We start from the raw sequence: 25,273 nt of genomic DNA, 5'->3' as shown, positions 1-25,273 counted from the left end.
AAAAGCGCGGCCATTGCGCTGGAAAACCTGCTGGGCATCCGGGAACGGGCCAAAGGCTCCAAGAAGTTCAACCGCATGATGTCGGGCTGGAACTTCCGGGAGCTGGCTTCGTTCATCGCATACAAGGCCGCCCTTGCCGGGGTGCCCGTAATCTACGTCGACCCCAAGGAAACCTCCAAGACCTGTCCGCGGTGCGGGAATGTTTCCCGCTACAACCGGAAAACCCATGCCTGGTTCAGGTGCGTCAGGTGCGGGTACCAGTCCGATGCGGACAGGGTTGGGGCGTTAAATATTGCCGCCAGAGGGCTCGATGCTCTCGGGGCATGACCCTGGGAGAAAGGGGAGCGTGACACCCCCAAAGGCCAAGGTGATGATCCGGGTCATCCGGGGAATGCTGGCTAACCTGCGGTTGATCAGCCGCCGTCCCGCGACGGGATGCCCCCCAATTTATTGGGGGGAGGATGTCACTTCGCCACCCCTATCGCCTCGGCCAGGCGCAAGAGCACGGCAGCCGCTTCTGCCCTGGTCACCTTTTTGCTCGGCTGGAAGGTGCCATCCGGGTAGCCGCCAACAACCCCCCTGGCGTAGGCCACCCCCACGGCCTCCCTTGCCCAGGCCGGAATTTCATGTGTATCGGCGAAGTCCAAATCCCCCGGCACCACCCCCTCGCACTTCGCCTTGATGATACGGGCCGCCACCGCCGCCAGCTCCACCCGGCTGACCGCTTCTTCTCCTTTGAAGGCAAGGGCACCATCCGGCTGCGGGTAGCCGGTCATGAACTCTTCTCGCAGGGCTGCGGCTACCGCCTCCATGGCCCAGGGAGGTACGTCAGGAGCATCTTCAAGCCTCTGACTGAGTATAAACAAATCGTGTCTGGTGACCGGTTCCGGCTTCAAAAGGCGCACCAGCATGGCCGCCAGCTCGTAGCGGCTCACTTCGCGCTCGGGCTTAAAGCTGCCGTCGGGATAGCCGGAAATTACCTGCATTTGTACCAAACGGCAAACCGCCTTCTCCGCCCAGTGGCCTTTTAAATCACAAAAGGCAACCTCCCTAACCAAGCCCTCCCTCACTGGCCTCTCTTGGGGAACCGGCTGCGCCGGAAGAGCCTCCCCCTCTCCCTCCAGGGCCAGGCAGGCCGCCAGCACCCAGGCGGCATCCATGGCGTTCCCGCAGGCGCCAAAGCTGCCGTCAGGGTTGAGGGCGCTGTTCAGCAAGTAATCAACGGCGCTCTTCCCCTGGCTGCCCTTCCAGGAAGCCGGGTCAATGCCCAGCAACTTCAGGGTAACCACCGCCTCGGCGGTGTCTATTACCGGGTCGTCCATGCCGGACATAAAGCAACCGTCGGGCCTTTGCTGCCTCTTCATCCACTCCAGGCCCCTTTGGATGGCCTCCCGGATCTCGGCATCCTGCCCCTGGGGGTCCAGGTAGTGGAGCGCCCGCACGGCCTGCGCCGTAGCCATGAAGTCGGGGTAGTAATCCCGGCCCTCGCCGGAGCCCCAGCTGCCGCAGGCAGGCCCCTCATACCGGCACTGCCTTTCCAACAGGTACTCTTTGGCCCACTTTTTGTTAAACCCGTCCAGCAGGCCGGCCCTCCCCAAAAGCTCGTAGGAAGGGATGTTGCTGTACACGCTCAGCGGGTCCGGGTCCTCAAGGCCGTGCGGCGCCTGTCTTTTCTTTAGCACCTCCAGCAGGAGGCCGGCCAGATCTTCTTCCCCCAGGGCGCGCGCGGCCAGCAGGTCATACACCAGGTATTTGGCCCGCACCTTTTCCGCCCCGGCCAGGTCCCGCCTTATGGCTTCCCTTACCGCCTCTTCAAGGCTCCTTTCGCCGTGCTTCCAGGAACCGGCATCCACTCCCGCTTTTTTTAAGAGATAAAAGGCGTAGGAGCCCACCCCGGCCTCGGCATTTCCCGGCCCTTTTTGGGTGAACTCCCGGTAAAGGAAAGCGATGGCCTTTTCCCTTATCTCCCGCACGGTGGCCGCCGCGGCCTCCCGCACCGGGAAGAAGAGACCGAGGCAACATAACGCCACCAACGCTACGGCAAGTTCCTTGAAGCCGGTCTTTCTCGCGCTCATCTCCTGCCCCCCCCTCTGCATGGGATTTAGATATGTTACCCTATACTACCCTCCGGCGAGGGGCTTGTTTTCAAAGGGGCCCGGCGTTTACCGGGCTAAAACGGGGATAAAAGGAGAACGGGTGGGTCATCTTTCAAAAGTAAAAGCCCCGGCCTTCCAGAGAGACCGGGGCTTGCCATGCGCCCGCAAAGATGCACAGCTCCACACCGGCACAAACCCCTGTTCCTTGGGAGGCTTAGCGTGCCGCACGCCCGGGCAGGTCTCCTGACTCATGGGTCATCGCCTTGCCTTTCGCCTTCCCAGACCCCAAAGGCCCAGTGGCATGTTGAAAGGCCGCTACCCATTCACAGTGGCCCCACCGTCCAGGATTCTCACCTGGTTCCCTACACCCGGACGCGGGAGTTATGAAATTTTCAACCTTGCCTGGCAGTATGCTACCACACTTTTTGGCGCTTGTCCAGTGGCTTGTTAGGCCCGTTTTCACCTGTTATATGTTATATTAAAGAGCGGCAAAAAAGCACCGCCACGGCAAAGGGCAGGCCCTTGCGCAAGCCTGCCCTTTGTACATTAACCCTCCTGAGCGCAGATCTTTTCCCAGGCGCGCCTGTACGCCTCGTAATCCTCCTGGCGGAAGAGGACAAAGCGCACTTCCTCGAAAAAGCCGTGCTCTTTGATAAAATCCCGCACAGTCTGCAGGGCAATAACGGCTGCCCGCTCGATGGGAAAGCGGTACGCCCCCGTGCTGATGGAGGGGAAGGAAAGCGTGCGGATGCCCTTTTCTTTGGCCAGGGAGAGACTGCTGCGGTACGCGCTGCGCAAAAGCTCGTCTTCTCCCCGGTTACCCCCCGACCACACCGGGCCCACCGTGTGGATGACGTAACGCGCCTTCAGGTTCCCGCCGGTGGTGATCACCGCCTGGCCGGTGGGGAGGCTGCCGATCTCGGCCACGATCTTCTTGCACTCCTCCAGGATGCGGGGCCCCCCGGCCCGGTGAATGGCCCCGTCCACCCCGCCGCCGCCCATGAGGCTGGAGTTGGCGGCATTTACAATGGCTTCCGTTTCCTGCTGGGTGATATCCCCCACCACCAGGCGCAGCACGGTCGAGCCAATGCGCGCTTCCACAATCCCAGCCCCCTCAGGAATAATCTCAAAATTTATTTTTGATAAAAAATGCAAATGTCCTTCAGGCGCGCCATGGACTTGACAATGCCGTCGAAGAGTTAATCGACTATTACCCCACCCGAAAACTTCACCGGTCGCCCTCCGCCATCCCCCTTAAAATGCCCACCCAGTTGGCCAAGAGGCGGCCTGCCGCTTTGCCGTACGCCTCCCACCGCGAGACGGTTTCTTCTACCAGCCGCTCCGCCGCTCCCGGGCCGCCGAATTCCTCCAGTTCGTCGGCATAGGCGCGGGCCCAAGAAGCAACCATTTCCGGCGTGATCTCGGGATGAAACTGCAGGGCAAAAAGACTCTTATAAGAAAAGGCCTGATTGGCGCACGTAGGGCAGGCGGCCAGGTGCGCGGCCCCCGCGGGTATGGCGAAAGTATCGCCGTGCCACTGGAAAACGGGGAACTCCGCCGGAAGCCCGCGGAAAAGGGGCGATTCTTGGCCCTGGGGAGTAAGGATCAGGTTGTACCAGCCGATTTCCTGTACGGGGTTCCTGGTTACCGGGGCTCCCAGTGCCTTGGCCATCAGCTGCCCACCCAGGCAGATGCCTAGGGAGGGAAGGTTCCTGTCCAAGGCGTCCCTAATTAAAATTTCCACCTGCTTTAAGTGCGGGTATTCCTCTTCTTCGTAGACGTTCATGGGGCCTCCCAGGATGACGAGGGCACCGTAGCCGCCAAGGTCCCGGGGCAGCTCCGACCCGGGCCGGTCCATCACCCGCACGTCCAGCTCCCAGCCGGCCTCTTCCATGACCTGCCGGAGGAGGCCGGGACCCTCCAGCTCTACGTTCTGCACCACCAGCGCGCGCAAAGAAGATACCCCCAATCGTCCTTAAAAGTCTGCCGTACACGGCCCGTCTTGCCCTTCCGGCAAGTCCGGCCCCAAAAGCGCTTCCCTGCCCCGCCTTTGCCGCCGGCGGCATAAAGCCGGGCAACGCCGCCCGTACCTTCCTTATCTTACAGGGAACCCGACACCATCCACAAGGGGGAAAAGCAAGAAGCCCACCCGGCACGCCTCATCCCCGGCCAAACCTACCGTTAAAATCACCGGCAGGTGACATAACGTCCTTGACAGGTCCCTTAAGTTTGCGCTAAATGTAAAATTGGACAACCAAAAGCCGAGCCGAGGGGAGCTGAGGAGAGGAGAGGCGAGCGGAGACGACTCGGGAGATTGCGGGGTGAGGACCAGCTGGGGCTGGTCTTTTTTATTTGGGGGGATAAGACTTGGTGGTGGTGATAGATAATTACGATTCATTTGTCTATAACCTGGTCCAGTACCTGCTGGAAATGGGCCGGGAAGTCAGGGTCTTCCGTAACGACCGGGTGAGCGTGAAGGAAATAGAGGAGTTGCGGCCCACGCACCTGGTCATCTCCCCCGGCCCGTGTACCCCCAACGAGGCCGGCATATCCCTGGCGGCCATTACGCACTTTGCCGGCAAGGTGCCCATCCTGGGGGTGTGCCTGGGGCACCAAGCCATCGGCCAGGCCTTCGGGGGCCGGGTGGTGCGGGCCAAAAAGCCCGTGCACGGCAAGACCTCGCTCATTTACCACCGCGGCACGGGCATCTACCGCGGCCTGCCCAACCCCTTCCCGGCAGCCCGCTACCATTCCCTGGTGGTGGAGAGGGAAACCCTTCCGGAATGCCTGCTGGTCACCGCCGAGACCTCTGAGGGCGAGATCATGGGCTTAAGACACCGCGATTACCCCGTTGAGGGGGTGCAGTTTCACCCGGAGTCAATCCTCACGGAAGTGGGCAAAGAGCTTTTGCGGAATTTCCTCTCCGGCACATAAAGGAGGTGGCCGGAAATGCCCTTCAAACCGCCGCTGGTGGAAAAAGTGCCGCTTCCGCCGGACGTAGTGGCCCTTTTTGAAAGGCTGGCAGATCTCCCTTACAGCTTTCTCCTGGACAGCGCCCTCCTCATGCCGGGGCTGGGCCGTTACTCCATCATGGGGGCGGATCCTTTCCTGGTGCTGCGCGCCAAGGGAAAGCGCCTCCGTATACAGCAGGAGGGAAAGGCCTTTTCCTGTTACGGCCACCCCCTGGAAAAGCTGCGGGAGCTTCTCATCCTCTGGAGGCTGGACCCGTCGGAACTGCCGTTTCCCTTTGCCGGAGGTGCGGTGGGCTACTTCAGCTACGACCTGGGCCGCTTGCTGGAAAGGCTGCCCTCCCTGGCCGCAGACGACCTCCTGACGCCGGACCTCTGCCTGGGCTTTTACGACACCGCCGCAGTGGTCGACCGGCTAACCGGGGAAGTGTGGCTGGTCTCCACGGGCCTGCCGGAAAGGGAACCGCCGGCGGCAAAAAGGCGGGCCGCAAAAAGGCTCGAGGAGTTAAAAAGCCTTTTGAGCGGCCGGGCTTCCCTCTCACCCGGCGCCGTTGCCCCGAAGCCGCAGGGAGGCTGCCCCCAAAACGCCTCCCCCGCTTCCTTCCTGGAAGCCCATTTCGATGAGGACGGCTACTGCCGGGCCGTCGAGCGGGCCAGGGAATACATTGCCGCCGGAGACATTTTCGTGGTCAACCTCTCCCAGCGCTTCTCCCTGCCCTGCGCGGCAGCTCCCTGGACCGTATACAAGCGCCTGCGGGAAATTAGCCCCGCCCCCATGGCGGCCTACCTCAACTTCGGCGAGTTCCGGGTGGCCTGCTCTTCCATGGAGCGCTTCCTGCACGTCATCGGGCGCCGCGTAGAGACCCGTCCCATAAAGGGGACCCGACCCCGGGGGAAGGACCCCGCAAGCGACGCGCGCCTGAGGGAAGAACTGTGGAACAGCGAAAAAGAGCGGGCCGAGCTGGCCATGATCGTGGACATGGAGCGCAACGACCTGGGAAGGGTCTGCCGGCCCGGTTCGGTGCGGGTGCCGGAACTCTACCGCCTGGAGGAATACGCCACCGTCTTTCACCTGGTTTCCACCGTGGAAGGGGAGCTGGCCGCGGGCAAAGACGTGGTGGACCTGCTGGCGGCAACCTTTCCCGGGGGATCCATAACCGGCGCGCCCAAAGTGCGGGCCATGGAAATCATCGAGGAACTGGAACCCGTGCGGCGAGGAATTTATACCGGCTCCATAGGCTACCTGAGCTTTGACGGCAAGGCAGACCTGAATATCGTTATCCGCACATTAATCTTCAAAGGCGACCGCGCCTACCTCCAGGTAGGGGGCGGGATAACTTATGATTCGGACCCCCGCCTGGAGTATGCCGAAACCCTGGACAAGGCCAGGGCCCTGGTGCGGGCCCTGGGCCTGGGCGACCCGGAAACGCTAAGGCTTAAAACACTTACACCGTACGGGGAAAGGTACGCGCGCCGCCGGGGCGCGGGGTACGGCAGGCTTTCCCGGTGAGGGGGTTTGGTACGTGCAAGGCGTCATCTGCATAAATGGCCTCTTTCTCCCTTCGGGCGAAGCGCCCCCCATCTTTGCCGACCAGGGGCTACTCTACGGCTTCGGGCTTTTTGAAACCGTCCTGGTGCGGGAAGGAAAGCCGCTCCTCATGGATGCCCACCTCGAGCGCCTGGCGGCGGGCTGTGCAACCCTGAACCTGCTCCTTCCCTGCCCTCCGGAGGAAATCAGCCGCCTGGCACGGGAGACCGTGAGGCGAAACGGCCTGCGCGATTGCGCCCTGCGCCTGACCCTCACCGCCGGCCGGTCCCCCGGCGAAGCTCCGGGCACCCTCCTCATCTCTACCCGCCCCCTGCCTTACCGCCCGGAGGACTACCAGAAGGGCTTTGCCGCCGGCTGGGCCCCCTTCCCGCGCAACGAGCGCTCCCCCCTGGTAAAGTTAAAGACGCTGAACTATCTGGAAAACCTCCTGGCCAGGAGGGAGGCCGGTAAGAAGGGCTGGGACGAGGCCATCTTCTTAAACACGGCAGGGTTCGTAGCCGAGGGGACGATCAGCAACGTGTTTGCGGTGCGGGAGGGGAAAGTAATAACGCCCCCCGCAGACCAGGGCCTCCTGCCGGGCATCATGCGCCGCACCGTGCTGGAGGCCTGCCGCAGGGCGGGCCTGGACGCAGAGGAGAGGCCGCTATTGCCGCAGGAGCTGGAGGGCGCCGAGGAGTGCTTTCTCACCAATTCCCTCATGACCGTCATGCCCCTGGTAAAAATTAACGGCCGCCCGGTGGGAAAAGGGCAGCCTGGTCCCATCACCCTGCGCATTAGAGAAGCGGTGCTCAGAGAGCTTACGGCTTCCTGCGGCGCGCCGGAAGGGGCGTAAAACTTACGCGGGATCCTTCATCCCTCCGGCCAGCTCCTCCACCTCATCCCTCCGGAGGGAGAACTCGCGCGTTTCCTCTCCTCCCACCCTGCGGGCCAGCACCGCCACCCTCTCCTTTTCCCGCGCCTTGCTGTAGCGCGCGGTAAGGGCCGCCGCCCGCCGCAGGGCCTCCTCACCCACACCCCCCTGCGTTCCGTGCACCAGGGTGCGGGGGCCGGGAATGCCCTTTAGCTGCAGGAGGTAGTCACCCGGGCGGGCCAGCCCGACCAGGGGCTCGTTCTCGTCTTTCCTTCTGGCCACCACCACCAGCACATCGCCCACCCAGAAGTGGCGCCCGTATTTTAAAAGCTGGAGGTCCCGAGCCTCCGGCACGGGCACCTTGGACAGGAGTTCTTTTAAGCGCGCGGAGAGGCCCGGGTCGGTAAGCAGGCATCCCCCGGCGGGAGTCGGGTACTCTTTGAGGCCGAACTCCTCCGCCAGGGCCATTTGCGCTTTGCGGGAGCGCCCCTGGATGTCCATGAGCCTCTCCCGGTCCACCCAGCCTTTTTCTTCCGGCACGGTGGGCGGCAGGAGCTTGGCCGAAAGGGGGCGCAGGAGGTAGCCGTCGGCACCCGAGTCCCGGGCCACTATGTGCAGCGCCGTAGCGTTCTGGGACTTGGGCCTCTCCCCCAGAACCTCGCCGGTGACAATAAAAGAGGCCCCCAGCTCACCCATCATCTCCCGCGCCTTCTTCACCATCAGCGTGTGGCAGTCAATGCAGGGGTTCATTTGCTTACCGTAGCCGTACCTGGGCTTCAAAATGATGGGGATGAGTTCCTCGGTAATGTCTACTTCAATCAGGGGGATGCCCAGCTGCCGCGCCGCCCGCCGGGCGTTTTCCGGCCCGAAAAAGGGCGAAGTAAAGGCCAGGCCCACCACCTCGATACCCTGTTCCTGTATGAGCCTGGCGGCCAGCATGCTGTCCAGGCCCCCGGACAGAAGCGCAAGGGCCCTCATAGCTCCATCCTCTCCGCTTCCCGCTCGGTGTAGACCTCAAAGCCGTGGGCCAGCAAGAGGGCGGCGGTCACGCCGTGCCCCGGCCTTAGCTTGCCCGTAAAGGTCCCGTCGTAAACGCGGTCCCGCCCGCAGGAGGGGCTTTTAGCCTTCAAGATGGCCGCCTTGATACCGTGGCGGCGGGCAATTTCCAGCACCGCCCGCGCTCCCTCCAGGAAGAAAGCGGTGATGTCCTCGCCGTAACAGTTCTTCACCCGCGCCAGCCCCGCAATCACCTCATCCCCGGCACCGCCCTGGATTTCCGCCGGCGGGCGGGGCACGGGCAGGCCTCCCAGGCACTCCGGGCATACCGACACCGCCCGGCCTTCCCTCACCAGCCTCTGTACCGCCGGGCAGGGGCGGGGGCGCCCGTCGTAGGCGCAGGCCTCACCGGCAAGGCAGGCACTGACCACATAGCGGCGGTTCATAACCACACCTCTTCTTTTCTTGCCCACTTTTCAGCATAAACATTCTCAACGGGGCGCGTCAAGTTTAAGAATAAAAGCCCGGCCTTGCTCCGGGCACCACAACTCCGCCCGCTTTAGGCCAGCATGTCGGCAATGTAATCCAGGAGATCGATGGCCCGGATGATTCCCACCGCTTTCTTGCCTTCAAAGACGGGCAGAATGTTGACGTTTTTGGTCATCATCAGCTCGATGGCGCGCGTCACCGTATCGTCCGCCTGCACGTAGGCGTCCACCAGGGGCCGGATGGCCTGCCCCACCCTGGTGATGGTCAGCTCTTCCAGGGGCTCCCGGCGGTAAAAGAAGGCCCAGGACATGGTAAACAGCTCGGTGTTGTCGTAGAGCATCTTGTTCTTCTTGATGGCGTTTAGAATGTCCCTGGTGGTGAGGATGCCTACCAGCATTTCCTCGCCCTGTACCTTTTTGGTCCTGCTGAAGACCAGCACCGAGCGGTGGTGGTGGCCGGCAGCCCGGTAGTTGCGCAGCGTGAGAATGGCCTCTTTGAGGGTGTCCGTCTCGTAGACCACCGGGTACTCGGCCAGCGGCACCATGAGCTCCGCCACTTTCCTATTTTCCGGCATAAAGTTACCTCCTCGGCAGCGTTTAAGTGAACGATATCACAAGAAGCAACGTTTGTCAATGAGAACGGTATTTTTTGAAGATTTCCAGAGCCCGCGGCAAAAAACGGGGTGCCACAAAAATAATCTTGGCGGCCTTTTCGCTTAACAGCTCTTCCGCCAAGGTGACGGCTACCCGGTAGTTTTTCATCCTGACCCGGGTTAAAGTTATGGCTTCATCAATGACATAATCGGAGGTTAAAGAAAAAGCCTCCCCGGCCATTGGGGGCAAAATAAATCGAGGGGGTACTCCCCCCTCGCACTTTTCCAGACTTAAACCAGAAAGGCGGCCAGCACGGCGACAGTGACGATCACCACGAGGCCCTGAATAAGCGTGCCTATGGTCTGGGTGCGGTAGGCCGTAGGCACATCGAGGCCGGAGAACTGGGACACGACCCAAAAATAGCTGTCGTTGGCATGAGAAACCACCATAGCGCCGGCCCCAATGGCCATAACCACCAGCACCCTGGCAATTTCCGAGGTCAAGCCCATGGCCGGCAGAAGGGGAGCAATGATGGCGGAAGTCGTAACCAGAGCTACGGTTGAAGATCCTTGGGCAGTCTTTAAGGCCGCAGCTATTACAAAAGGCAGGAAGATGCCGAGGTGGTACTGGGCAAGAGATTCGCCGAGGTATTTGGTAATGGGCGTTGCCGCCAGCATCTTGCCTAGGGAACCACCTGCACCGGTAATAATCAGGATTACCGCTGCATCCTTTAAAGCTTTACCAATCCATTCGTTAATTATTTCTTGATTGATCCTGGGAACAAGCAAAAAGCACAGGGCCACGCCGATGAAAAGGGCGGTCACTGGTGTGCCCAGGAAATTTAAAGCTGCCTTAAGGCTACCCGCGCCAAAAGGCTTGCTGGGAAAGTTGGCCACGGAATTTAAAGCAATAAGGATAATAGGCACGACAATTGGCGCAAAAGACTTAAACGCGCCGGGCAGCTTTCCGTACTGCTGTTTTACGGCTTCATAGCTAAGCTCCTCATCTCCGGCAAGGCTGACGGGCAGGTTGCTAAACCGCCGCGCCCAGAGGTAACCGGCAACGGCGGGCGGCACAGCTACCAGCATGCCCACCATGATCACCAGTCCCAGGTTGGAAACACCCAGGTTGCCGGCAGCTGCCAGGGGGCCCGGCGTCGGCGGTACGAGCACGTGCGTGGCATACAAGCCGGTGGAAAGGGCAATGGCCAGAGCAGCTATGGATACGCCCGAACTTCTAGCTAAAGCACGATTCAAGGAAGAGAGGATGACAAAACCGGAGTCACAGAACACAGGAATAGATACTATATAGCCGATGATGCTCATGGCCGCCGCCGGGCGCTTCCGACCGACCAGATTTAAAATGGTTTCGGCCATAGTTATGGCAGCACCTGACTTTTCTAGAAAAACCCCGATAATCGTTCCGGCCACGATCACCAGGCCGATACTGGTCATCAGGCCACCAAAACCTTCGTTTATGGTCTTGGCGATGTCCGGAAGCGGCATGCCCGCGCTCAAGCCAATGCCGTAGGCAGTAATAATAAGAGCCAGAAAAGGATTTAGCCTCACCTTGGCTGTGGACCAGATAATGAAAGCAATGGCCACCAGAAGAATGACAATCAGCAAGGGACCTTGGGCCAAACCACTCACCTCCAACTGTATGTTGGGTGTTTTATTTTTATCGGGCCAGTACACAGGCAAAACCTCACCCACCTCCCCCCACGTGAGACTCCACCCTGCAGCGCAGGGCGAAAAGCCTGGCGGCGCGAAAAGCCGCGTCTTCGAGAAGCTCGCCGGCATTGCGCATAGCCTCCTCCAGGGACATGGGGCGGGGTATGATGCTCATAATGGCATCAATACCCAGGCCGTATACCCCCTCGGCGCCCGGTCCTATCGAGCCCACAATGGCCAAAACGGGTAGCCCGAACTTCTTGGCCACCTGCGCAACGCCCACGGGAACCTTGCCGTATGTGGTCTGGGCGTTAATTTCTCCTTCGCCCGTAATGACAAGCTCGACGCCTCCTGCAGAAAGCAGCTCTTCAAATTTCACCATGCGCAGGACCAGGGGTAGGCCGGGGCAGAGCTTACCGCCGGCAAAGGCCACCAGCCCCCCTCCCATGCCGCCCGCCGCCCCGGCCCCCGGAAGGTCGCGGATGCTTTTGCCAAGATCGCGCGCCACAACTTCCGCCAGGTTATCCAGAGCGCGATCCAGGAGGGGAAGCATATCACGTGTGGCACCCTTTTGCAGGCCATAGACATAAGCAGCGCCTGCCGGACCGCAGAGGGGATTGGTCACATCACAGGCTACCAGAATTTCGGTTTCCTGGAGACGGCGGTCAAGCCCGCTGGCATCAATTCTTGCCAGCTCAAGAAGCCCGGCAGCTCCCGGCGGAATATCCTCTCCCCTGGAATTCAACAACCTGATCCCCAGGGCGCGGGCCATTCCGGCCCCGCCATCGTTGGTCGCGCTGCCGCCGATACCGAGGATGATGCGCCGGCACCCTTCATCCAGCGCCGCTTTGATCAGTTCTCCCGTGCCATATGTGGTGGTATGCATGGGATTGCGCTTCGCAGGAGGCACCAGGGCCAGCCCGGAGGCCGCGGCCATCTCGATGACCGCCGTTTCGCCGTCGTCGAGAAGGCCAAAAGATGCGCTCACCTTCTCGCCAAGGGGCCCGGTAACTTCCCTGGACAATACTTTTCCGCCTGCGGCTGCCACCAGGGTATCCACGAGGCCCTCCCCGCCATCGGACAGGGGAACCTGCTTCACTTCCGCATCCGGCAGCGCCCTTTTTATACCTGCCGCAATTCTCCGGGCAACCTCGCGCGCCGCAAGGCTTTCCTTAAATGAGTCCGGTGCAACAATAAATTTTCCCATTGCCCGCTCACTTCTTGTCGTAAAAATTCTGAACAATGCTTGTAGTTAATTTTAACTTAACGCAGGTCAACATACTGCACATAAAAATGGGGAGAAAAAAGAAAGGCATTGTTCAACGTGAACAAAAGGGGCTGAAAAGGGGAAACAACCCGGGAGGGTAATAGGGGTGAGGTTTTTATGGGGCCTGGTATGAGGAAAATTGGCTGTTGTCCAATTTTAGGCACAAATAAGCGATGTAGAGCAGCACTGCTTCATGAAAAACCCTCGGGTCCCGGCCGGTGAGTCGGGCAATCTTTCTCAGCCTGAGCTGCAGCGTGTTGCGGTGCAGGTAGAGGGCATTTGCGGCGGAGGAAAGGTTTAAGTTTTCCGCAAAAAGCTTCTCCATTGTCTTCAAAAGTTCTTCGCCATCCCGTGCGGTAAGGAGGCCTCTTAAAACCTGGCCGGTAAAGGCCTGCCGCACTTCCGGCGGGACGAGGGAGATCATCTCTTCCAGCGCCAGGTCTCTGATGTGGAAGACAAAAGGCGTGCTGGCGCGCAGGCGCCCCAGCTGGAGTGCCGTAAGGCATTCGCGAAACGAGGCCTGCAGTCCTTCTAAGCCCGGGTGGTAGCTGCCGATGCCAATATTTGCCGCAAGCCCCAAACGCTCTCTGAGTTGCGCCTGCAGGTAGCGTGCGTATTGCTTAAGCTCGCTTTCAACCACGCCCCCTCCCTGTGCGGGATTGATATTTTTAAAAACCACAAACCTGTGATCGCTGATAAAACCTGCCACGTCCCCTTCTTTTAACAGCTCCTGGAGCAGTTCCCCTACCTGCTTGCGAAGGCGGTAAAAGCTCACGCCGCCATCCATTTCGTTGCCCCGGCTCAGGATTTCGATAACAAGAGCTGCCATCGGTACATCCAGCCTCAGGCCCAGGCTGAACGCGCGCAGTTTAAACATCTCGTAATCACGCCCAAAGTGACCGGCAATTAAGTCCTGCAGGAGCGCCTCTTTAGCCTGCTGCTCCGCTTCCAGCTGCTCTTTGAGCAACGCCTGCTCGATCATAAGCTCGGCGGTAATGCGCACCAGCTCGCCATAATTTCTGACCTCGTCGGGATCTCCCGTTATGCCCACTACCCCTACGATCTCGCCGTTAAGCCTTATGGGCAGGTTTATGCCCGGGCGCACCCCGGTCATGGATTGCACGTCCCGGGGCCAGATTTCCAGCTTTTGTTGCGTCCTGATTACCTTAAGCGCGCCTTCGTGAAAGGTTCCCACCCTTTCCTTATCGCCGCTGGCAATGATCATCCCCTCGGTGTTCATTAAGTTGACGTTTTTCCCCAGTATCTCCATCGTGCGGTTGACAATGGCCTGGGCAATTTCAGGGCTGAGCATTCTGCGCCTCACCACACCTGCAGCACGAAGCATTTCAGGTAATAGGTTTCCGGCACGGTTAGGAGCATGGGGTGGTCCTTCGCCTGGCGGCGAGCCTCCACCAGGCGCAGCTGGCGCCCCACATCCCGGGCGGCATCCAGGAGCATGCGGCAGAAAAGTTCCTCGCTCACATGGTAGGAACAGGAACAGGTAATTAAAAAGCCGCCCGGCGGCAGGATCTTCATGGCCCGCAGGTTGATTTCCTTGTAACCGCGTAAGGCCCCCTCCAGCGCTTCCTTTGACCTGGTGAAGGCCGGTGGGTCTAAAATGATGAGGTCAAAGCGTTCCCCGGCTTTTTCCAGGGCCCGCAGCTCGTCAAAGGCGTTGCCCTCGCGGAACTGGCAGAGAGAGCCGTAGCCGTTCTGAAGGGCGTTTCTTTGCGCCAGCGCGAGGGCCCCGCCATCCACGTCAATGCCCAGGACTTCTCTTGCGCCAAAGCGCGCGGCATAAACGGAAAAGGCGCCGGTGTGGCAAAAACAATCCAGCACCCGCGCTCCCCTGGCCAGGCCCGCCAGGGCCTGGCGGTTTTCCCGCTGGTCCAGGAAATAACCGGTTTTCTGGCCCCCCGCCAGGTCCACCAGGAAGCGCAGGCCGTTTTCCTCAATTTCCACCAGGGGATCAAAGGAACCCTTTAAAAAGCCCTTTACCAGAGGAAGCCCTTCCAGCTCCCGCACGGAGGCATCGTTTCTCTCGTAAATGCCCGCGGGCTCCAACAACTCCTCCAGGAGATCCGCAATTACCTCCTTCCACCTCTCCATGCCCAGGGTGAGGGTCTGCAGGGAAAGGTAGGGCCCGAAGCGGTCCACCACAAGGCCCGGCAGGAAATCGGCCTCTCCAAAAACCAGGCGCAAGGCGTTTGTTGCGCGCACCACGCGCCTGCGGTACTCCAGGGCGGCCGCCAGGCGCCGGCGGAAGAACTCCCGCCCGATCTCCTCCCGCGGGTCGCGGGTAAGCAGGCGCACGGCAATCTGGGAAGAGAGGTTTATGTACCCGCGGCCTACGAAGCGTCCTCGGTGGTCGACCACCTCCACCACGTCGCCGGGGTCAAAGGAGCCGGAAATATCGCCGATTTCCGTACGGTATACCCAGAGGTGGCCGTGCAGAACCCGGTGGCGCCCTCCGGGGGTCAGCTTGACCGTGGCCATAAATTTTTCACCTTCCGCTGCCACATCCTTAGCGCCGCCTTCCAGAGCAGCGACCTGGTCCTCCCTCAGGCCCCGCCGCCGGTGAGCCTCCTGGCACGGCGGGAAACCTCGTAAAAGACCCTCTCCCGGTCAACGGTCAGCACTTCCCCCTTTTCCATGAGCACGCGCCCGTCTACAATAACCGCCTCCACATCGGCGGAACCGGCAGCGTAGACCAGGTGGGCGGCCAGGTCGTGGCGGGGGTAAAGGTGTGGTCGCTCGAGGTTAATGAGGATGATATCTGCCTTGTAGCCCGACTTGAGCAGGCCCACCTCTTCCAGCCCCAGCGCCCTTGCCCCGTTTACCGTGGCCATGGAAAGGGCCACCGGCGCCGGCAGGGAGGTGGGGTCCATGGTGGCCACCTTTTGCAGCAAGGCAGCGCTGCGCATCTCCTCCATCATGTCCAGGTTGTTGTTGCTGGCCGCCCCGTCGGTGCCCAGCCCTACTACGGCGCCGGCGGCCAAAAGCCTGGCCACGGGAGCAATGCCGCTGGCCAGCTTCATGTTGCTCTGCGGGTTATGGGCCACACCCGCCTTTCTGGCGGCCAGGATGCGGATGTCTTCTTCCGTGAGGTGCACGCAGTGGGCGGCCAGCACGGGGAGCCGGAAAAGTCCCAGCTCTTCCATGAGGGCTACCGGGCTCTTGCCGTACCGCCGCCTGCATTCTTCCACTTCCCCTTGCGTTTCGGCCAGGTGGATGTGTATGCCCACCCCTAACTCCGCGGCGGCCTCCATTACCTCCTTTAAGTAATCCGGGGGGCACGTATAGGGGGCATGGGGCCCCAGCATGGTGGTGATGCGCCCGCCGGCCGCCCCCTGCCACTCCCGCGCAAAGCGGCAGCCGTCGGCCAGGGCTTCCCGGGCGCCGGGAGCCACGCCAATTAAGCCCCGGCAGAGGCTGGCCCGCAGGCCCGCTTCCTCCACCGCCCGGGCTACTTCGTCCATATGGAAGTACATGTCGGCAAAGCAGGTGGTGCCGGAGCGGATCATTTCCAGGCAGGCCAGCATGGTGCCCCAGTAGACGTCCTCAGGCTCGAGGCGCGCTTCCGCCGGCCAGATTTTTTCCTCCAGCCAGGGCATAAGGGGCATGTCGTCGGCGTAGCCCCGGAAGAGGGTCATGGCCGCGTGGGTGTGGCAGTTGACCAGGCCCGGCATGGCCACCATGTGGCGCGCCTCTATAACCCTGGTGAAGCCCTCCTGCGGCGCGCTTCCTACCGGGCCTACATGGGCAATGCGCTGGCCTTCAATGACGATGTCCCCTTCGGGAATAAGGAAATGCGGCTCTTCCATGGTCAGCACGGCGGCCCCGCGTATGAGCAAGCGCACGCTCTCACCTCCCTAACTTCCCCCAGGGCGGGGGATGGCTCCCGCGCAGGCCTTTATGTACTCCCGGCTGTACTCGTCCAGGTAACAGGAGCGCAGGGCTTCCACTTCTTCCGCGGGCAGGACCGCCGCCTGCCCGATCAGCTCCGCCCAGAGGTAAACCTTGGCCGATTTTTCAACTATCTGGCAGACCATGAAGGCCTCCTCCAGGTTGCGGCCCACACCCACCATGCCGTGGTTGGCCAGGAGCACCGCCCCCCGGTTGCCCAGTGCCTCCACCGCCGCCCGGGCCAGCTCTTCCGTACCCGCCCTGGCGTAGGCGGCCACCGGCACGCCGTCTCCCACCACCTGGGCCAGGTCCTCCAGGATGGGCGGTATGGGGCGGCGGGCCACCGCCAGGGCGCTGGCAAACACGCTGTGGGTATGCATCACGGCAAAAACATCGGGCCGGGCGCGGTAGATGGCCAGGTGCAGCCGCGACTCGGTAGACGGGCGCTTCTCTCCTTCCACCACCCTCCCTTCAAGGTCCAGCACCACCATGTCCCGGGGCTGCAGCAGGAAGTAAGGCACGCCGCTGGGCGTGATAACCACCAGGTCTTCCCTGGGCACCCTGGCCGAAAGGTTGCCCCAGGTGCCCGTAACCAGCCCGCTGGTGGCCATGCGCTGGGCCATCTTGAAAACCTGCTCCTTGTACTTTTCCGTGGCCACGGTCATGGCTTTCACTCCCAACCTTCCAGGTAGGCCCTTTGCTCGGGTGTCAGATGGTCGATCTCAATTCCCAAAGAGGAGAGCTTCAGCTCCGCCACCCGGCGGTCCACCTCCGGGGGCACCTGGTAAACCTGGGGCGCAAATCCCTTCCCATGCTCCAAGAGGTACCTGCAGCACAGCGCCTGCAGGGCAAAGGAGAGGTCCATGATCTCCGCCGGATGGCCGTCGCCGCAGGCCAGGTTGACCAGACGGCCCTCCCCCAGGAGGTAGAGCCGCCGCCCGTCGGGCATGGCAAATTCCTCCACGTTTTGCCGCACCACCCGCCGGGAAACGGCCAGGGAAGCGAGGTCCGGCTTGCTGATCTCCACGTCGAAGTGCCCGGCGTTGGCCAAAATGGCCCCGTCCTTCATGCGCTCAAAATGCTCGGCCCGCAGCACGTCCCGGCAGCCGGTAACGGTGATGAAGATGTCGCCCACCGCCGCCGCCTCCGTGCTCTTCATTACCCGGTGGCCGTCCATATGGGCCTCCAGGGCCTTCACGGGGTCCACCTCGCAGACTACCACCCTGGCCCCGAGCCCCCGCGCCCTTTTGGCCACCCCCTTGCCGCACCAGCCGTAACCCAGCACCACCACCGTCTTGCCCGCCACCAGCAAGTTTGTGGCGCGCATGATGCCCGCCCAGACGGACTCTCCCGTGCCGTAGCGATTGTCAAAGAGAAACTTGGTGCGGGCGTCGTTGACGGCAATCATGGGAAAGAGGAGCTTCCCTTCCCTCTCCAGGGCCCGCAGGCGCAGCACGCCGGTGGTGGTTTCCTCGCAGCCCCCGATGACCTCTCCCGCCAGGTCCCGGCAGCGGGTATGCAGGAGGTGCACTAGGTCGCCTCCGTCGTCAATGACCAGATGGGGGCGGCTCTGGAGTACCCTTATCAGGTGGTCGGTGTACTCCTCCTCCGTGGCGCCGTGCCACGCATAGACACTGAGGCCTTCCTCCACCAGGGCCGCCGCCACGTCGTCCTGCGTGGAAAGAGGGTTGGAGCCGGTGATGGCCACCTGAGCCCCGGCCTCTTTGAGCACCAGCGCCAGGAAGGCCGTTTTGGCCTCCAGGTGGATGCTCATGGCTAAACGCACGCCTTTAAAAGGCTGCCCTTCTCGCAATTCCCGGCGCACGGCGTTGAGCACCGGCATGTGCGCCCGCACCCACTCGACTTTTAACCTGCCGGCGGGAGCGAGGCCCGGGTCTCTAATGAGAAAGTCCTGCATCGGCCACTCTCCTCATAAGTTTTTGTCCCTGCACAGGGCGGCCAGGGATTCACGGTAAGGGGGTCTGGCCACCCCCCTGTCGGTGATGATGGCGGTAATCAGCTCGGCAGGAGTGACGTCAAAGGCCGGGTTCCATACGCCCACCCCTTCGGGGGCCACGCGCACGCCGCAAAGGTGCGTCACTTCCTGCGGGCTTCTTTCCTCAATGGGGATCTCCGCCCCGCTTTCCAGCGTCAGGTCCACCGTGGAAAGAGGCGCGGCCACGTAAAAGGGCAGGCCGTGGTAGGAGGCCAGCACGGCCAGGCCGTAGGTGCCTATTTTGTTGGCCACGTCCCCGTTGGCGGCAATGCGGTCCGCCCCCACGATGACCGCGTCCACCATGCCCTGCGCCATAAGGTAACCGGCCATGCCGTCGGTAACCAGTGTTACCGGTATCCCTTCCTGGAGCAGTTCCCAGGAGGTCAGCCGGGCACCCTGCAGGAGGGGGCGGGTTTCGCAGGCGTACACGCGGATCCCTTTGCCCGCCTCATGGGCGGCCCGCACCACCCCCAGGGCCGTGCCGTAGCCGGCGGTGGCCAGCGCGCCGGCATTGCAGTGGGTGAGGACCCTGGCGCCGGGAGGAAGCAGCTCCTGACCGAAGCGCCCCATGCGGCGGTTGGCCTCCAGATCCTCCCGGTAGATGGCGTGGGCCTCCTCGAGGAGCACCTCCAGCATTTCCGCGGGTCCCCCGCCGCCGGGCCCCTCCAGCCGCCGCAGGAGGCGGTTTAAAGCCCAGGTGAGGTTTACCGCCGTGGGGCGGGTGGAGGCCAGGTAGCGGGCCGCCTCTTTGGCCCTGGCCACAAACTCCTCTCTCGTCCCGGGCGCGGCAGAGCGCAGGGCCAGCACCAGGCCGTAGGCAGCCGCCGCCCCGATGGCCGGCGCCCCCCGCACCCGCAAATTCCTAATGGCCTCGGCCACGCACTCCACATCCGCACAGCGGATGTACTCCACGGCGGCAGGCAGCCTGGTCTGATCGAGCAAAACCAGCACGCCGTCTTCCCAGCGCATGGTTTCCAGCAAGGCCCATCACCCCATCAAGGCACGGCTGAGGGATCAAGGGGAGTCGCATGGCAGAGGCAGGTGCGCTCCACGTCCAGCATCTCCACCGCCCGCATGAGGAGGCGGCGCAGGTTGGCCGCATTTTCGGCCATCACGTCCACCACCTCCTGGTGGGAGAGGCGTCCTTGGGCGATCCCCGCCGCATAATTGGTCACCATGGCCACGGTGGCGTAGCAGATGCCCGCCTCCCTGGCCAGCACCACCTCGGGCACGCTGGTCATGCCCACCAGGTCCCCACCCAGGTGGCGGAACATGCGGATCTCCGCCGGCGTCTCAAAGCGCGGCCCCTCGGTGCAGACGTAGGTGCCCCTGGTGTGGTGCTCCAGCCCCAACTCTTCAGCCGCGCTGGCCAGCACCCGGCGCAGTTCCGGGCAGTAGGGGTCGGTCATGTCCAGGTGCACCACGCCCTTTTCCACAAAGGTCTGGGGCCGGGACTTGGTGAAGTCCAGGAACTGGTCCACAAAGACAAACTGGCGGGGCTTCATCTGCACGTTTAAAGAGCCCACGGCGGCGGTGGCCAGGATGCTTTTTACCCCTAAAAGCCGCAGCCCCCAGATGTTGGCCCGGTAGTTCACCAGGTGCGGGGGCACCGAGTGGTCCTCCCCATGCCGGGCCATAAAGGCCACCGCCTTGCCCTTGTAGGTTCCGATCTTGACCCTGGCGCTGCCGAAAGGGGTGGATAAGCGCTCCTCCCGTACGTCTTCCAAAATGGCCGGGTCGTATACCCCCGTGCCGCCGATGATGGCTATGCGCACGCTCACGCTCCAACCCTCCAGAAAAAGCTTTTCCCGCACTCTTTGCGCTTGGCCCTTCCTACTATTCGCCCTTTCCTTTAACTTTCCTCCCGCCACGCGCAAATAAGTATACGCTTTCTTCCCCCCAGGAAGAATATTTTTGGGGGTGAGGCAGTTGTCCCTTTTAACGGAAAAAGAAGTCCTCAATAACGCCTTCAAGGCCGCCCTGGACATGGAGGAGCGCCGCCAGGCCAAATACGCCTTCCTGGCAGAGGCCGCGCGGGATCCCCGGTTAAAGGAGTTGCTGGCCGGCCTGGCCGTGGCCAGCCGCCGTCACGCGGTCATGCTTAAAGCGGAGATGAAAAACTTAAACATCCGCTAGGGGTGTGGGCACCCTTGAAGAAACTGGACCTCCTCTACGACCTGCTCTGCGACAAGATGTTCAGCCAGCGCTTTTACAACGAGCAACTGCTCCTCACGGTCAACCCCGCCGCCAGGCGGCTTTTTGCCGCTTTAAGGGACGAGGAGGCACAGCACGTGCTCTACTTACGCACCGAAATACTGCACCTGGAATCCGCTCCTTTTCCGCCCGGCAGGATCATCCCCGCCCTGCGGGCAAGGCCGCAGCCCGGCCTGTAGGCCGCCGCGTTTCACCGGCCTCTCTCCCAGCACCCCAGCCACTCCCCCAGCCAGAACAAAAGGGAAAAGCCCGCTACGTTTAGCGCCAGGCTCTTGGCCGGGGACCAGTTCAGGTGCGCAAAGCTGCCGATGGCCAGCATCACCTGCTCCACCAGAAGAAAAGCCGCCGCCAGGACCACCACGTAGGGCAGGCGCAGGCGGTGAACGGCCGGATAAAAGCGGGCCGCGACCACGGCTAAAGGCGCCGTGGAGAGGAAATAGAACAGGGGAAGGCCCCCCAGGGCGGCCAGGCCGCCGTCGTACCTGAAAGCGCCCAGGGCGATTAAAGTGCCGTCTAAGGCGTAGACCACGGCCAGGGCCACCAGGCCCAGGGGCCAGAAACTCCGCCAGCCCTCCTTTCCGGCCACAAGCAGGGATAACAGCAGAGAAAAAAGGAACCAGATCACCCAGGCCACGCGCAAAGCTGTCCCCCTTTTAAGGCGTCTAAGTCCCCAGCCGCTTCAGCAAGAGAAGCCATAAGGCCACGGCCAGGGCCACGCCGGCAGAAAAGACGGCAAAGGTAAAGAGATCAATCAAGGGCCCCGGCCCTCCTCCCCGGCGCCTGCCAGCCGAGGCGCTGGCTTTCCGCCAGCCAGGCCAGGGCGGTCATGGCCAGGATGTTGATCAGGAAGCTTGCCGGGTGGCTCCAGTGCCCCGTGTATTCCAGCACGCCGACCAGCATGAACATATGCTCTTCCAGCAGCAACAGGCCGCCAAAAGCCGCAATGTGCAGTCCCTGCAGCCAGCGCGCCGCGGGGAGGTACTGCCCGAAAAGGGCGCCCATGGTGAAGACGGGCCCGAAGGTGAAAAAGGCCGAAGAGCCCCAAAGGGGTATGACGGGGTCCAGCACCCGGTAGTGGCCCAGCTGCTGGCCCAGGTAGTCGGTGAAAAGCTGCACCGCCACCGCTCCCAGGCCGCCCACCAAGAGAACCGCGGGCCGGCGCAGGTCCGCCAAAAGGCTAAAACACACCCAGCTGATTAAGAAGGAAACCAGCCAGGGCACAAGCCGCACCTCCCTACACCAGAACATAATGTGCCCACCGGCGGCAAACAATATGAACGGAGTTTGGGCAGCGGGGGTGGCCGGAATTGCGGGTGGCCATCGTGGGCGCCGGGCCGGCGGGGCTGGCCTGCGCCCTGGAGCTCGAGCGGCTGGGCATCCGGCCGGCAATTTACGAGCGCCACCACCGGGTGGGCAGCCCGGTGGAGCGGGCGGAAGTGCTCTTAGAGCTTACCTGGCGACCGGTAAAAGACCAGCTGGCGTACCTGGAGCAGCGCTGCCGCCTGCGCCTGCTACCGCTGGCCAGGCTGCAGAAAATCGTCATGCACTCGCCGGGCAGGCGCGTGGCCGTGAGCGGGCGCCTAGGCTACATCGTCCACCGCGGGCGCGCCCCGGCATCCCTGGAGTGCCAGCTGGCCTCCCGGCTGCGGTCACCCATCTCCTTTGAAACGCCGGCCGACCCCCTGGAGCTTTCCCAGGAATTCGACCGCGTGGTGGTGGCCACGGGCGACGGCGACGTGGCCTCCCGCCTGGAGCTCTGGCAGGAGCCGGAACAGGTAGCCGTTAAGGGGGCCGTTGTGCTGGGGGATTTCGACCCCCGGGCGGCCTCCATGTGGCTGGACACCCGCTACGCCGGCCACGGCTTCGGCCACCTGGTGCCCCTGGGAAGGGAGCGGGCCTCCCTCCACCTGTGCGTGGGGGGAATCGGGCTAAAACAGCTGGACGATTACTGGAATATGTTTCTGGAGGCAGAAGGTTTGGACCGCTATCCGGTGGTGGAGGCCTTTGAAATGATCTTTCACTGCGGCCGGCCATCACGCCGGCAGGTGAAAAACCTCCTCCTTACCGGCACCGCCGGGGGGTTTGTCGACAATTTCCTGGGGGAAGGCGTCTTTGCCAGTATAGTTAGCGGGGTGCTGGCCGCCCGGGCCATAGCCCGCGGGCTGGACTACGAGAGTCTAGTGCAGCCGCTGGTGCGGCGCCTCGACCAGTGCAGGGCCCTAAGGCGCCTCCTGGAGCGGCTGGACGACCGGGGGCTGGAGCGCCTCCTGGGCCTTTTAAACCTGCCCGGTTTAAAACAGCTCATCTACCGTTCCGGGCTGAACCTCTTTGCGCTCTGGCAGGCGGCGGGGAAAAGACTAGCCCTCGCCGCCCCGCAGGCCCCGCAGCCGAGCCACCAGGAGGAGCAAGAGGGGCAGGCAGAACTCATGGATTAGCGCCTGCCCGGGAAAGACTTCCATTAGGGCGGTGGTGTAGTATTCGCCCTGCGTGCGGTAGGCCAGCAGGGAAAAGGCCACCAGGAGCACGCCCGTGGGCGCCACCATGGGGCGGTAGTCCTCCAGCCCCAGCCACTGCGCCAGGCCCAGCACCGCAGCGTAGTATAGAACGGCCAGCTTGATGAATATTCCCCCGATCCAGACGCCCATGATGAGCACGTCCAGGTGGGAGATGAGCTTGCCCAGCGATACGCCGCGCACCATCTCCAGGGCCGGGAAGACCATCTTGGCGGCCACCTCCGGGGTGTAGAGGCCGATGGCCAGCACGCCGATCTGCATGGCCGCACCCAGGCCGAGGATGGTCAGCGCGCCGTCCCGGGCCACCACCTCTCGGTCCTGCACAAAGGGAAAGAGCATGAGGGCCAGCACCACCTCCCCCGTAAAGGAAAGGAGGAGTACGCCGCCCCAGTTAACCGGGCGCAGGCCTTCTTCCAGGACGGGCAGGAAGTTGGCGAAGTCCACGGTCGACAGCGAGCTTGCGCCCACAAAGAGGAGGACGGCCACGCCCACGGGAAGGAGAATCTCGTTCACGCGGGCGATGACCTCCAGGCCGCCGTACGCGGCATAGGCGCCCAGCACCACCAGGATGGCCACGATGACCACCTCCGGCGTGCGCGGCATAAAAGCAGTGGTCATGATCTCGCCCATCACGCGGGCCACGTTAAACCCCAGCACGAAAAAAAAGAAAATAAAAACCAGCCCCACCAGGCTCCCCAGCCACCGCCCGAGGACTTGCCTCGCGTACTGCACGGCAGTTTCGCCGGGAAAGCGCGCCGCCAGGGCGACAATCACCCACCAGAACAGCAGGGTGTAGGCGGTGGCCAGCACTACGGCCAGCCAGGCGTCCCTGCCGGCCACCCCGGCCACCAGGGAGGGAGGGTAGACGGTGATGGTGGAAATCACCGTGCTGAAAAGCAGCAGAGCCAGCTGGCGGGAAGATATGCGCCCTTTCTCCACAAGTTCCGCCACCGCATCTCACCTCCGCTGCCACATATTGTGCACCGGGATGGAAAAGGATATGCGGGCCGCCGCGGCTCTAAGGAGGGAAGCCTAAATGAACGCGAGGCCCCGCGTGGCCGTAATCGGCGCCGGCATCTCCGGCCTGGCCTGCGCCCTCACCCTGGAGCGCCACGGCATCTTCCCCGACATCTTCGAGCAGCGCCACCGCTCCGGGGAAACCTTTCCCCATGTGGGGGGAATCCTGCAGCTTTTAAACCGGCCCGTAAAGGACCAGGTGGCCTACCTCCACCAAAAGCTCGGGCTGCCCATCCGGCCCCTGGCCCGGCTGCAAAAAGTGGTCATGCACGCCCCAAACGCCTCCGGCACCGTCACCGGCAACCTGGGCTACCTCTTCCTGCGGGGGCAGGACGAAGGCTCGGTGGAAAGCCAGCTCTCCTCCCTCCTTCAAAGCCCGGTGCGCTACAACTGCCGCGCCGACTGGCGGGAGCTTTCCGGGAAGTATGACTTTGTGGTGGTGGCCGACGGCACGGACCAGGCGCCCCGCACCCTGGGCCTCTGGCAGGAGATCATCAGCACCTGGGTGCGGGGCGCGGCGGTGCTGGGGGATTTCGACCCGCACACCCTCCTCATGTGGCTGAACACCTCCTACTGCCGCCACGGCTACGCCTACCTCACCCCCTTTAGCCGCCGGCGGGCCTCGCTGGTCCTCATCGTCACCGACAGCAACGCCGACGAGGCGGAAGAAATGTGGCGGCTCTTCTGGAAAGTGGAAAAGCTCCCCTACCAGGAGGTGGAGAGCTTTTCCCTCCCCCACACCAGCGGCTACTGCTACCCGCCCCAGGTGGGCAACGTCCTGCTGGTGGGCAATGCCGGCGGCTTCATGGAGCCCTTCCTGGGCTTCGGCCTGATGGGTGCCTTAAAAAGCGGTTTCCTGGCCGGACTGGCCATTGCCCAAGGCACGCCCTACACCGCGCTGACCGCAGGCCTGCGCCGGCAGATCCTGCAGGCCCTTTCCTACCGCCGACTGCTTAACAGCCTGAGCGACGCCCATTTCAACGTGCTGGTCAAGCTGCTGGCCGCGCCGCCCCTAAAACAGCTCATCTACCACACCAACATCGACATTTTCAAGTACGGCGCCCTCACGCTGGACCTCATCGAGCGGCTCACACAAAAAATAAGGCCCCGCAACAGGCGGATGCCGGTGCCGTAAAGGAAAGGAGGCG

At 62.5% G+C, this 25,273-nt stretch carries 27 protein-coding genes and 1 riboswitch; of the genes, 8 read left to right on the top strand and 19 right to left on the bottom strand.

Going from position 1 to position 25,273, the window contains the following annotated elements:
- Window positions 1-327 (top strand): zinc ribbon domain-containing protein (locus tag G454_RS18400; RefSeq protein WP_084413384.1); only part of this gene is annotated, 327 nt, incomplete at its 5' end.
- Between the two features lie 137 nt (window positions 328-464).
- Here the strand turns inward: G454_RS18400 and G454_RS0108590 are convergent.
- From G454_RS0108590 to G454_RS0108580, 3 genes are all read right to left on the bottom strand, one after another.
- On the bottom strand, window positions 465-2,075 hold the full coding sequence (locus G454_RS0108590; RefSeq protein WP_027718300.1) for an S-layer homology domain-containing protein: 1,611 nt from the start codon (window positions 2,073-2,075) through the stop codon (window positions 465-467).
- Between the two features lie 237 nt (window positions 2,076-2,312).
- A riboswitch (cobalamin riboswitch) is annotated at window positions 2,313-2,483 on the bottom strand.
- Window positions 2,484-2,642: 159 nt separating this feature from the next.
- On the bottom strand, window positions 2,643-3,197 hold the full coding sequence (locus G454_RS0108585; protein WP_027718299.1) for an O-acetyl-ADP-ribose deacetylase: 555 nt from the start codon (window positions 3,195-3,197) through the stop codon (window positions 2,643-2,645).
- Window positions 3,198-3,324: 127 nt separating this feature from the next.
- Entirely contained in the window at window positions 3,325-4,050 is a 726-nt protein-coding gene (locus tag G454_RS0108580; protein WP_027718298.1) for a type 1 glutamine amidotransferase, read from the bottom strand.
- Between the two features lie 413 nt (window positions 4,051-4,463).
- On the opposite strand from G454_RS0108580, the gene G454_RS0108575 reads away from it, so the two are divergent.
- Genes G454_RS0108575 through G454_RS18390 form a run of 3 tightly spaced genes read left to right on the top strand, consistent with a single transcriptional unit; the run spans window position 4,464 to window position 7,446 of the window.
- Window positions 4,464-5,030 (top strand): anthranilate synthase component II, encoded by a 567-nt coding sequence (locus G454_RS0108575; RefSeq protein ID WP_027718297.1) that lies wholly within the window; start codon window positions 4,464-4,466, stop codon window positions 5,028-5,030.
- Between the two features lie 15 nt (window positions 5,031-5,045).
- Complete coding sequence (gene pabB / locus G454_RS18395; protein ID WP_084413381.1) at window positions 5,046-6,575, top strand: aminodeoxychorismate synthase component I; 1,530 nt, start codon at window positions 5,046-5,048, stop codon at window positions 6,573-6,575.
- A gap of 13 nt (window positions 6,576-6,588) precedes the next feature.
- Complete coding sequence (locus G454_RS18390) at window positions 6,589-7,446, top strand: aminotransferase class IV (protein WP_051276108.1); 858 nt, start codon at window positions 6,589-6,591, stop codon at window positions 7,444-7,446.
- Window positions 7,447-7,449: 3 nt separating this feature from the next.
- Here G454_RS18390 and G454_RS18385 read toward each other — a convergent pair whose 3' ends face one another.
- The 13 genes from G454_RS18385 to mtnP form a co-directional block, all read right to left on the bottom strand.
- The gene (locus tag G454_RS18385; protein ID WP_035107491.1) at window positions 7,450-8,442 is read right to left on the bottom strand and encodes a DUF814 domain-containing protein; all 993 of its coding nucleotides are present in this window, start codon (window positions 8,440-8,442) and stop codon (window positions 7,450-7,452) included.
- The gene (locus G454_RS0108555; RefSeq protein WP_027718296.1) at window positions 8,439-8,906 is read right to left on the bottom strand and encodes a 2-thiouracil desulfurase family protein; all 468 of its coding nucleotides are present in this window, start codon (window positions 8,904-8,906) and stop codon (window positions 8,439-8,441) included. The genes G454_RS18385 and G454_RS0108555 overlap by 4 nt, the downstream gene beginning before the upstream one ends.
- Before the next feature lie 113 nt (window positions 8,907-9,019).
- Complete coding sequence (locus G454_RS0108550) at window positions 9,020-9,523, bottom strand: CBS domain-containing protein (RefSeq protein ID WP_027718295.1); 504 nt, start codon at window positions 9,521-9,523, stop codon at window positions 9,020-9,022.
- A 55-nt stretch (window positions 9,524-9,578) separates the two neighbouring features.
- Window positions 9,579-9,782 carry a hypothetical protein gene (locus G454_RS0108545; RefSeq protein WP_027718294.1) on the bottom strand — a complete coding sequence of 68 codons (204 nt, stop codon included), beginning with the start codon at window positions 9,780-9,782 and terminating at the stop codon, window positions 9,579-9,581.
- A 50-nt stretch (window positions 9,783-9,832) separates the two neighbouring features.
- Window positions 9,833-11,182 carry a GntP family permease gene (locus G454_RS0108540; RefSeq protein ID WP_245574357.1) on the bottom strand — a complete coding sequence of 450 codons (1,350 nt, stop codon included), beginning with the start codon at window positions 11,180-11,182 and terminating at the stop codon, window positions 9,833-9,835.
- 64 nt (window positions 11,183-11,246) lie between these two features.
- Window positions 11,247-12,419, bottom strand: a complete 1,173-nt coding sequence (locus G454_RS18380; RefSeq protein ID WP_035107490.1) for a glycerate kinase — start codon at window positions 12,417-12,419, stop codon at window positions 11,247-11,249.
- Between the two features lie 175 nt (window positions 12,420-12,594).
- Window positions 12,595-13,806 carry a CdaR family transcriptional regulator gene (locus G454_RS0108530; protein ID WP_169719333.1) on the bottom strand — a complete coding sequence of 404 codons (1,212 nt, stop codon included), beginning with the start codon at window positions 13,804-13,806 and terminating at the stop codon, window positions 12,595-12,597.
- On the bottom strand, window positions 13,800-14,975 hold the full coding sequence (locus G454_RS0108525; protein ID WP_027718291.1) for a class I SAM-dependent rRNA methyltransferase: 1,176 nt from the start codon (window positions 14,973-14,975) through the stop codon (window positions 13,800-13,802). Before G454_RS0108525 ends, G454_RS0108530 begins: the two co-directional genes overlap by 7 nt.
- A 65-nt stretch (window positions 14,976-15,040) precedes the next feature.
- Window positions 15,041-16,339, bottom strand: a complete 1,299-nt coding sequence (locus G454_RS0108520; protein ID WP_027718290.1) for an amidohydrolase — start codon at window positions 16,337-16,339, stop codon at window positions 15,041-15,043.
- Between the two features lie 12 nt (window positions 16,340-16,351).
- Window positions 16,352-17,050, bottom strand: a complete 699-nt coding sequence (locus G454_RS18375; RefSeq protein ID WP_051276110.1) for a class II aldolase/adducin family protein — start codon at window positions 17,048-17,050, stop codon at window positions 16,352-16,354.
- 5 nt (window positions 17,051-17,055) lie between these two features.
- The gene (locus tag G454_RS0108510; protein ID WP_027718289.1) at window positions 17,056-18,303 is read right to left on the bottom strand and encodes an adenosylhomocysteinase; all 1,248 of its coding nucleotides are present in this window, start codon (window positions 18,301-18,303) and stop codon (window positions 17,056-17,058) included.
- A 12-nt stretch (window positions 18,304-18,315) separates the two neighbouring features.
- Window positions 18,316-19,350 (bottom strand): S-methyl-5-thioribose-1-phosphate isomerase, encoded by a 1,035-nt coding sequence (gene mtnA, locus G454_RS0108505; RefSeq protein ID WP_211230018.1) that lies wholly within the window; start codon window positions 19,348-19,350, stop codon window positions 18,316-18,318.
- 26 nt (window positions 19,351-19,376) lie between these two features.
- Window positions 19,377-20,162 carry an S-methyl-5'-thioadenosine phosphorylase gene (gene mtnP, locus G454_RS0108500; RefSeq protein ID WP_027718287.1) on the bottom strand — a complete coding sequence of 262 codons (786 nt, stop codon included), beginning with the start codon at window positions 20,160-20,162 and terminating at the stop codon, window positions 19,377-19,379.
- A 148-nt stretch (window positions 20,163-20,310) separates the two neighbouring features.
- Between mtnP and G454_RS0108495 the strand changes: the two genes are divergently transcribed.
- Both G454_RS0108495 and G454_RS0108490 read left to right on the top strand, forming a co-directional pair.
- Window positions 20,311-20,517: a ferritin family protein gene (locus G454_RS0108495; protein ID WP_027718286.1), complete on the top strand. Its 207-nt coding sequence runs from the start codon at window positions 20,311-20,313 to the stop codon at window positions 20,515-20,517.
- 14 nt (window positions 20,518-20,531) lie between these two features.
- Complete coding sequence (locus G454_RS0108490) at window positions 20,532-20,774, top strand: ferritin family protein (protein WP_027718285.1); 243 nt, start codon at window positions 20,532-20,534, stop codon at window positions 20,772-20,774.
- 11 nt (window positions 20,775-20,785) lie between these two features.
- On the opposite strand, the gene G454_RS0108485 is transcribed toward G454_RS0108490, so the two are convergent.
- Both G454_RS0108485 and G454_RS18370 read right to left on the bottom strand, forming a co-directional pair.
- Entirely contained in the window at window positions 20,786-21,235 is a 450-nt protein-coding gene (locus G454_RS0108485; protein ID WP_027718284.1) for a hypothetical protein, read from the bottom strand.
- Window positions 21,236-21,342: 107 nt separating this feature from the next.
- Window positions 21,343-21,816 carry a hypothetical protein gene (locus G454_RS18370; RefSeq protein WP_051276106.1) on the bottom strand — a complete coding sequence of 158 codons (474 nt, stop codon included), beginning with the start codon at window positions 21,814-21,816 and terminating at the stop codon, window positions 21,343-21,345.
- Window positions 21,817-21,908: 92 nt separating this feature from the next.
- On the opposite strand from G454_RS18370, the gene G454_RS18365 reads away from it, so the two are divergent.
- On the top strand, window positions 21,909-23,030 hold the full coding sequence (locus G454_RS18365; RefSeq protein WP_245574358.1) for an NAD(P)/FAD-dependent oxidoreductase: 1,122 nt from the start codon (window positions 21,909-21,911) through the stop codon (window positions 23,028-23,030).
- Here the strand turns inward: G454_RS18365 and G454_RS0108465 are convergent.
- Complete coding sequence (locus G454_RS0108465) at window positions 22,953-24,059, bottom strand: GerAB/ArcD/ProY family transporter (protein WP_027718283.1); 1,107 nt, start codon at window positions 24,057-24,059, stop codon at window positions 22,953-22,955. The genes G454_RS18365 and G454_RS0108465 overlap by 78 nt on opposite strands.
- Before the next feature lie 85 nt (window positions 24,060-24,144).
- On the opposite strand from G454_RS0108465, the gene G454_RS0108460 reads away from it, so the two are divergent.
- A complete protein-coding gene (locus G454_RS0108460; protein WP_027718282.1) occupies window positions 24,145-25,260 on the top strand; it encodes an NAD(P)/FAD-dependent oxidoreductase in 1,116 nt (371 codons plus the stop codon).
- The last annotated feature ends 13 nt before the right edge of the window (window positions 25,261-25,273 follow it).

The sequence above is a fragment of the Desulfovirgula thermocuniculi DSM 16036 genome (genome assembly GCF_000429345.1).
In the GTDB taxonomy this organism is placed as follows: domain Bacteria; phylum Bacillota; class Desulfotomaculia; order Desulfotomaculales; family Desulfovirgulaceae; genus Desulfovirgula; species Desulfovirgula thermocuniculi.
The sequence above is the reverse complement of the archived record's forward strand: the minus strand, read 5'-3'. Positions and strand labels throughout refer to the sequence as shown.

Bases quoted from the DNA above. Each gene is read 5' to 3' on its own strand.
- G454_RS0108590 (WP_027718300.1), bottom strand. From the start codon at position 2,075: ATGAGCGCGAGAAAGACCGGCTTCAAGGAACTTGCCGTAGCGTTGGTG.
- pabB (WP_084413381.1), top strand. From the start codon at position 5,046: ATGCCCTTCAAACCGCCGCTGGTGGAAAAAGTGCCGCTTCCGCCGGAC.
- G454_RS18385 (WP_035107491.1), bottom strand. From the start codon at position 8,442: ATGAGGGCCCTTGCGCTTCTGTCCGGGGGCCTGGACAGCATGCTGGCC.
- G454_RS0108555 (WP_027718296.1), bottom strand. From the start codon at position 8,906: ATGAACCGCCGCTATGTGGTCAGTGCCTGCCTTGCCGGTGAGGCCTGC.
- G454_RS0108550 (WP_027718295.1), bottom strand. From the start codon at position 9,523: ATGCCGGAAAATAGGAAAGTGGCGGAGCTCATGGTGCCGCTGGCCGAG.
- G454_RS0108545 (WP_027718294.1), bottom strand. From the start codon at position 9,782: ATGGCCGGGGAGGCTTTTTCTTTAACCTCCGATTATGTCATTGATGAA.
- G454_RS18380 (WP_035107490.1), bottom strand. From the start codon at position 12,419: ATGGGAAAATTTATTGTTGCACCGGACTCATTTAAGGAAAGCCTTGCG.
- G454_RS0108525 (WP_027718291.1), bottom strand. From the start codon at position 14,975: ATGGCCACGGTCAAGCTGACCCCCGGAGGGCGCCACCGGGTTCTGCAC.
- G454_RS18375 (WP_051276110.1), bottom strand. From the start codon at position 17,050: ATGACCGTGGCCACGGAAAAGTACAAGGAGCAGGTTTTCAAGATGGCC.
- G454_RS0108510 (WP_027718289.1), bottom strand. From the start codon at position 18,303: ATGCAGGACTTTCTCATTAGAGACCCGGGCCTCGCTCCCGCCGGCAGG.
- mtnA (WP_211230018.1), bottom strand. From the start codon at position 19,350: ATGCGCTGGGAAGACGGCGTGCTGGTTTTGCTCGATCAGACCAGGCTG.
- G454_RS0108460 (WP_027718282.1), top strand. From the start codon at position 24,145: ATGAACGCGAGGCCCCGCGTGGCCGTAATCGGCGCCGGCATCTCCGGC.